Here is a 6,491-nt window from a genome sequence, read left to right on the forward strand (position 1 = left end):
CAGTGGCGTCTAGCCTGCGTAATACCAGGCCTTGTCCGTTACCGTTCCTTGCAGCGGCACATCCCAGCTCGCCTGAGCCAATCGCTCGACCTTCTGACATTCATGGGCCAGTCCCAGCAGCGTCGGCTTGCGCCAGTCATTGCGGCGCGCCAGATAGGCCAGGCTTCGATCATAGAAACCGCCGCCCATGCCGAGGCGCCCGCCGACATCGTCAAACCCCACCAACGGCAGTAGCACCAGGTCCAGCGCCCAGACTTTGCGTTGTCGGGCGAGGTTGTGCCTGGGTTCGAGAATACGGAAACGGTTGGGTTTCAGCTTTTCGCCGGGGCGGATGCGCTGGAACACCATCTTGGTTCGCGGCCAGGCGCTGAGCACTGGCAGATAGGTGGCCTTGCCCCGACGCTGGGCGGCGCGCAGCAGCAGGCGCGGATCGATTTCACCGTCGGTAGGCAGATAAAGAGAGATGTGTTTTGCACGGCGGAACAGCGGTTGCTGGGCCAATTGCTTATATAGCCCGCGAGCGGCCTGGCGCTGCTGACTGGGTGTCAGTGCGCGGCGGGCCTTGCGCAGCATGCGTCGAAGTTGCGGGCGGGGGAGCAGCGCAGGTTCGGTCATGGATTCGGGCTTCAGCAGTGCGGATACGTAAAGGCGTATCCGTAAAAAAGCCGATGCCGGTATTTAAACCGGCATCGGACTGGAATCAGGCTCCCCGAATGTGTCGCTGTCGACTTAGCCCTTGAACCCGAAAGTTCAAGGTGGAAGATGCAGTAGGCTTTAAGGCTTTCCGTCTAGCGGACATGCACACCAGCCCAACGTGCAACCTCCAGGGTATAGCAAATCGGCTCAGGGACATCGCCAACTGGCAAACACCCCAGGGAGTGATCGGAGTATACCCCAAGCGGTGAGGCGAATCAGCCTTTGGTGACGTCCGGATCGGTAGCGAGTACCAGATCGACGCGATCGAGCAGGTCGCGCACCTGCTCACGGGTCGAGCCGCTGGCCTGGATATCCGGGCGTTCTTCCTTGTGCAGCAGGTCGTGGGTGATGTTCAGCGCGGCCATCACGGCAATGCGATCAGCGCCGATGACTTTGCCGCTGCTGCGGATCTCTCGCATTTTTCCGTCCAGGTAACGGGCGGCGCTCACCAGGTTGCTGCGTTCTTCCTGGGGGCAGATGATCGAATACTCTTTGTCGAGGATCTGCACGGTGACGCTATTGCTTGAACTCATGAGTCTTGCTCCAGGGCCTTGAGGCGCGAAATCATCGATTCGACCTTACGCCGGGCGATTTCGTTTTTTTCAATGAGGTGAGCGCGTTCCTCGCGCCAGGTCTTTTCCTGAGCTAGTAAGAGTCCGTTTTGGCTCTTTAGTTGCTCGACTCGGGTAATCAGCAGCTCGAGTCTGGCCATCAGCGCTTGCAGGTCGGTGTCTTCCATTGTCTTCACTGTCTGATGGGTTTGGACTGTAGGAGCAAGCTTGCTCGCGATAAGCCTGAGAACGCCGCGGGGTGTCAGGTACCCAGCATTAACGTTGACGACCATCGCGAGCAAGCTCGCTCCTACAGGGGTAGTCGATGTAGGATACAAGGCCTTCATTCTAGACATAGCGCCGTCTGGCGCCTAGCTGCCCATGACCATTCAGAATTCCCCGTACAACGCCTTCGCCACCCTGCTGACTTCCAGCGGCCATAACGTCTCGCCTGCCGAACTGCATGGCCTGTTGCTCGGCCGCAGCTGCGCCGGCGCAGGTTTCAATGCCGAAGAGTGGTTGATCGATGCCGCCGAACTGCTCGAAAGCGAGCCGCAGGACAACGTTCGCAACGCCTTGATCGGCCTGCAAGAAATGGTCAAAGGCGAGCTGACCGGCGACGACGTGACCGTCGTTCTGCTGCTGCCAACCGACGATGCGCCACTGGCTGATCGTGCCATCGCGCTGGGCCAATGGTGCCAGGGCTTCCTCAGCGGATTTGGCCTTAACTGCCGTGACAGCAGCGCCCTGAGCACCGAAGCTACCGAAGTGCTTCAGGATCTGGCGGCCATTTCCCAGGTGCAAGACGCCCTGGAAGAATCCGAAGACGGCGAAAGCGACTATATGGAAGTCATGGAATACTTGCGCGTCGCGCCGCTGCTGCTGTTCTCCGAGACCAAAAAAGACGTACCGGCCGCTGCCAAACCGTCTTTGCATTAATCGCAAGAAAGGGAAAACCATCTGCCCATGACCCATATCCCGAAATCGGAATACAGCCGTCGCCGCAAGGCGTTGATGGCGCAGATGGAACTCAACAGCATCGCGATCCTGCCCGCCGCCGCAGTGGCCATCCGCAACCGCGATGTCGAGCACGTCTACCGTCAGGACAGTGACTTTCAATACCTCAGCGGTTTCCCCGAGCCTCAGGCCGTTCTGGTACTGATGCCGGGGCGTCTGCATGGCGAATACATTCTGTTCTGCCGTGAGCGCAATGCCGAACGTGAGTTGTGGGACGGCCTGCGCGCCGGGCAGGAAGGCGCGATCCGCGACTTCGGTGCCGACGATGCCTTCCCGATCACCGACATCGACGACATCCTGCCGGGCCTGATCGAAGGTCGCGACCGGGTGTATTCGGCCATGGGCAGCAACCCGGAATTCGACCGCCACTTGATGGAGTGGATCAACGTGATCCGCTCCAAGGCCAACCTCGGCGCTCAGCCACCGAATGAATTCGTTGCCCTGGATCATTTGCTTCACGACATGCGCCTGTATAAATCGGCGGCAGAAGTGAAGGTGATGCGCGAAGCCGCGCGGATTTCCGCTCAGGCGCACGTACGCGCCATGCAGGCCAGCCGCGCCGGGTTGCATGAGTTCAGCCTGGAAGCCGAACTCGACTACGAATTCCGCAAGGGCGGGGCGAAAATGCCGGCCTACGGTTCGATCGTCGCGGCGGGGCGTAACAGCTGCATCCTGCATTACCAGCAGAATGACGCGGTGCTCAAGGACGGCGATCTGGTGCTGATCGACGCCGGTTGCGAGATCGACTGCTACGCCAGCGACATCACTCGCACCTGGCCGGTCAACGGCAGGTATTCGGCGGAGCAGAAGGCAATCTACGAACTGGTGCTGGCGGCGCAGGAAGCTGCGTTCGCCGAGATCGCACCGGATAAACACTGGAATCAGGCCCACGAAGCCACGGTTCGGGTGATTACCAAAGGCTTGGTCGAATTGGGTTTGTTGCAAGGCGACGTCGATGAATTGATCGCCAGCGAAGCCTACAAGGCGTTTTACATGCACCGCGCCGGGCACTGGCTCGGCATGGACGTGCATGACGTCGGTGAATACAAGGTCGGCGGTGAATGGCGCGTGCTGGAAGTCGGCATGGCGTTGACCGTGGAGCCGGGGATCTACATTGCCCCGGACAACCGCAACGTGGCGAAGAAATGGCGCGGCATTGGCGTGCGCATCGAGGACGACGTGGTGGTTACCAAGACCGGCTGTGAAATCCTCACCAAGGGCGTACCGAAAACGGTCGCCGAAATCGAGGCCTTGATGGCGCAAGCACGGACACAAGCGGCATGAGTCGAGTCAATCTGGCGATTATCGGAGGCGGTCTGGTCGGTGCCAGTCTGGCGCTGGCGTTGCAGGCCGGGGCAAAGTCCCGTGGCTGGAAGATCGTGCTGATCGAGCCCTTTGCTCCCGGCGACACCTACCAACCGAGCTACGACGCGCGTTCCACGGCATTATCGTTTGGTGCCCGGCAGATTTATCAGCGCCTGGGCGTCTGGCAGGAGATCTCCCGTCGCGCCGAGCCGATCAAGCAGATTCACGTCTCCGACCGTGGCCGTTTTTCCACGGCGCGACTGTCGGCGATGGAAGAGGGCGTTCCGGCGCTGGGCTACGTGGTGGAAAACGCCTGGCTCGGCCAATGCCTGTGGCAAGGCCTGGACAAGGACGTGATCAGTTGGCGTTGCCCGGCGGAAGTCACGCGCATGGAGCCGCTCACCGACGGCTATCGCCTGACCCTCAATGACGAAACCACGCTGGAATGCGACCTCGCGGTCCTGGCGGATGGCGGCCGATCCGGTTTGCGCGAGCAACTGGGGATCGGCATCAGAAAACGCCCGTACAACCAGAGCGCCCTGATCGCCAACATCACCCCGAGCGAAGCCCACAACGGCATGGCGTTCGAGCGCTTCACCGACGATGGCCCGATGGCGTTGCTGCCGTTACCGGACAATCGCTGCGCGCTGGTCTGGACTCGTCTGGGGATGGACGCGCAACGCTTGGCTGCCCTTGATGAGCGCAGTTTTCTCAACGAATTGCAGGGCGTTTTCGGGTATCGCCTCGGCACGCTGAAGCAGGTTGGCGCGCGGCATCTGTACCCGCTGTCGCTGGTGGAAGCAGAAGAGCAGGTGCGATCGCATTTGGCGATACTTGGCAATGCTGCCCACAGCCTGCATCCGATTGCCGGCCAAGGCTTCAACCTGTCGCTGCGCGATACCCAGGCGCTGGCCGATGCGTTGCTCGCCAGCGAGCAGCCATTGGGCGATTTCGCGACCTTGCAGGCCTATCGCGAGCGCCAGCGTCTGGATCAGAACCTCACCGTCGGCTTCTCCGATCAGGTCACGCGTCTGTTCGGCAGCACGCAGCCATTGGTTTCGCTGGGCCGCAATCTCGGCCTGCTTGGCCTCGATCTGTTGCCACCGGCCAAACGCTGGTTCGCCCGGCAGGCGATGGGTTTGGGTACTCGCCCGGATGCTTAAGTGGCTGATTCGCAAATTCGGTAAAGCGCGTTTGATGCGCACGTTCATGAGCCTCTACCCGCCGTACCTCGGCGCCGGGGTTCGGGTACGGCACATCAGTGACGATTTCCGGGACATACAGGTGTCCATGGGCCTGGGCTGGTACAACCGCAACTACGTCGGCACCCAGTTTGGTGGCAGTCTGTATTCAATGGTCGACCCGTTCTTCATGCTGATGCTCATGGAGAACCTGGGGCGCAACTACATCGTCTGGGACAAGGCCGCCGACATCGATTTCATCGCGCCGGGCAAAGGCCCGGTGTTTGCCCGTTTCAACATCGACGACACCTTGCTCGACGAGATCCGTCAGCAGACGGCCAACGGCGAAAAATACCTGCCGCAATTGCAGGTCGATATTCATGACGGTGCCGGCAACCTCGTGGCGCGTGTCGGAAAAACCCTTTACGTGCGGCTCAAGCCGCAAGCGAGACAGGCTTAAAGCATGGAAATGCGCGCAGATCTGCTGATTGTCGGAGCCGGAATGGTCGGCAGTGCCTTGGCGCTGGCGTTGCAGGACAGTGGGCTGGAAGTCCTGCTGCTGGACGGCAGCCCGATGAGCGTCAAACCGTTTGATGCCCAAGCCCCGTTCGAACCGCGGGTGAGCGCGCTGTCTATCGCCAGTCAGCGAATTCTCGAACGCCTCGGCGTCTGGGACGGCATCGCCAACCGACGCAGCAGCCCTTACGGCGAGATGCAGGTCTGGGATGGCAGCGGCACCGGGCAGATCCACTTTTCGGCAGTCAGCGTGCATGCCGAGGTGCTGGGCCATATCGTCGAGAACCGCGTGGTTCAGGACGCGTTGCTTGACCGTTTGCACGACTGTGACCTGGGGATGCTGGCCAACGCGCGGCTGGAGCAGATGCGTCGCTCCGGCGACGACTGGCTGCTGACCCTCGCCGATGGTCGCACCCTGCGTGCGCCGTTGGTGATCGCGGCGGATGGCGCCAACTCGGCGGTGCGACGCCTGACCGGTGTCGCGACGCGCGAATGGGATTACCTGCACCACGCGATCGTCACCAGTGTGCGCAGCTCAAAAAATCATCAATCGACAGCCTGGCAGCGCTTTACCGACACCGGCCCGTTGGCGTTTTTGCCTCTGGAGCGTGATGGTCAGCAGGACTGGTGTTCGATCGTCTGGTCGACCACGCCAAGCGAAGCCGAACGCCTGATGGCGCTGGATGACGAGGCCTTCTGCCGTGAACTGGAACGCGCCTTCGAAGGTCGGCTCGGCAGCGTGCTCAGCGCCGACCCGCGTCTGTGCGTGCCGCTGCGCCAGCGCCATGCCAAACGTTACGTGGCCGAAGGCCTCGCGTTGATCGGCGACGCGGCGCACACCATTCACCCGTTGGCCGGGCAGGGCGTGAACCTCGGTTTCCTTGATGCCGCCGTGCTCGCCGAAGTGTTGCTGCAAGCCGCTGCACGTGGCGAGCGGCTGGCGGATGTGAAGGTGCTTAGCCGTTACGAGCGTCGCCGCATGCCGCACAACCTGGCGCTAATGGCCGCGATGGAAGGTTTTGAGCGGTTGTTCCAGGCTGATCCTCTGCCGGTGCGCTGGTTGCGCAATGCCGGGTTGAAAATCGTCGACCAGATGCCCGAGGCCAAGGCGTTGTTCGTGCGCGAGGCGTTGGGGTTGATCGGGGATTTGCCGGCACTGGCCAAGGCCTGAGATTCCCCTGTAGGAGCTGCCGCAGGCTGCGATCTTTTGATCTTGATCTTCAAA

At 61.3% G+C, this 6,491-nt stretch carries 8 protein-coding genes and 1 other RNA gene; 5 read left to right on the forward strand and 4 right to left on the reverse strand.

The window, feature by feature from the left end; translation table 11 throughout:
• Window positions 1–9: 9 nt before the first annotated feature.
• The 4 genes from ACW9JC_RS14610 to ACW9JC_RS14625 form a co-directional block, all read right to left on the reverse strand.
• Entirely contained in the window at window positions 10–615 is a 606-nt protein-coding gene (locus tag ACW9JC_RS14610) for a 5-formyltetrahydrofolate cyclo-ligase (RefSeq protein WP_032831317.1), read from the reverse strand.
• 87 nt (window positions 616–702) lie between these two features.
• A non-coding RNA gene (gene ssrS / locus ACW9JC_RS14615) (6S RNA) lies at window positions 703–881 on the reverse strand.
• Window positions 882–911: 30 nt separating this feature from the next.
• Window positions 912–1,229: a cell division protein ZapA gene (locus tag ACW9JC_RS14620; protein ID WP_008055229.1), complete on the reverse strand. Its 318-nt coding sequence runs from the start codon at window positions 1,227–1,229 to the stop codon at window positions 912–914.
• Entirely contained in the window at window positions 1,226–1,435 is a 210-nt protein-coding gene (locus ACW9JC_RS14625) for a TIGR02449 family protein (protein WP_007982902.1), read from the reverse strand. The genes ACW9JC_RS14620 and ACW9JC_RS14625 overlap by 4 nt, the downstream gene beginning before the upstream one ends.
• A 193-nt stretch (window positions 1,436–1,628) precedes the next feature.
• On the opposite strand from ACW9JC_RS14625, the gene ACW9JC_RS14630 reads away from it, so the two are divergent.
• The 5 genes from ACW9JC_RS14630 to ACW9JC_RS14650 are packed head-to-tail and all read left to right on the forward strand — an operon-like array spanning window position 1,629 to window position 6,437.
• A complete protein-coding gene (locus tag ACW9JC_RS14630; RefSeq protein ID WP_457455606.1) occupies window positions 1,629–2,186 on the forward strand; it encodes a YecA/YgfB family protein in 558 nt (185 codons plus the stop codon).
• A gap of 27 nt (window positions 2,187–2,213) precedes the next feature.
• Window positions 2,214–3,548: a Xaa-Pro aminopeptidase gene (gene pepP, locus ACW9JC_RS14635; RefSeq protein WP_457455608.1), complete on the forward strand. Its 1,335-nt coding sequence runs from the start codon at window positions 2,214–2,216 to the stop codon at window positions 3,546–3,548.
• On the forward strand, window positions 3,545–4,732 hold the full coding sequence (gene ubiH, locus ACW9JC_RS14640) for a 2-octaprenyl-6-methoxyphenyl hydroxylase (protein WP_448109727.1): 1,188 nt from the start codon (window positions 3,545–3,547) through the stop codon (window positions 4,730–4,732). The genes pepP and ubiH overlap by 4 nt, the downstream gene beginning before the upstream one ends.
• Entirely contained in the window at window positions 4,725–5,210 is a 486-nt protein-coding gene (locus ACW9JC_RS14645) for a DUF4442 domain-containing protein (protein ID WP_457455610.1), read from the forward strand. The genes ubiH and ACW9JC_RS14645 overlap by 8 nt, the downstream gene beginning before the upstream one ends.
• 9 nt (window positions 5,211–5,219) lie before the next feature.
• Complete coding sequence (locus ACW9JC_RS14650) at window positions 5,220–6,437, forward strand: 2-octaprenyl-3-methyl-6-methoxy-1,4-benzoquinol hydroxylase (protein ID WP_457455612.1); 1,218 nt, start codon at window positions 5,220–5,222, stop codon at window positions 6,435–6,437.
• Window positions 6,438–6,491 lie beyond the last annotated feature (54 nt).

The organism is Pseudomonas sp. SDO5591_S426 (assembly GCF_054070755.1).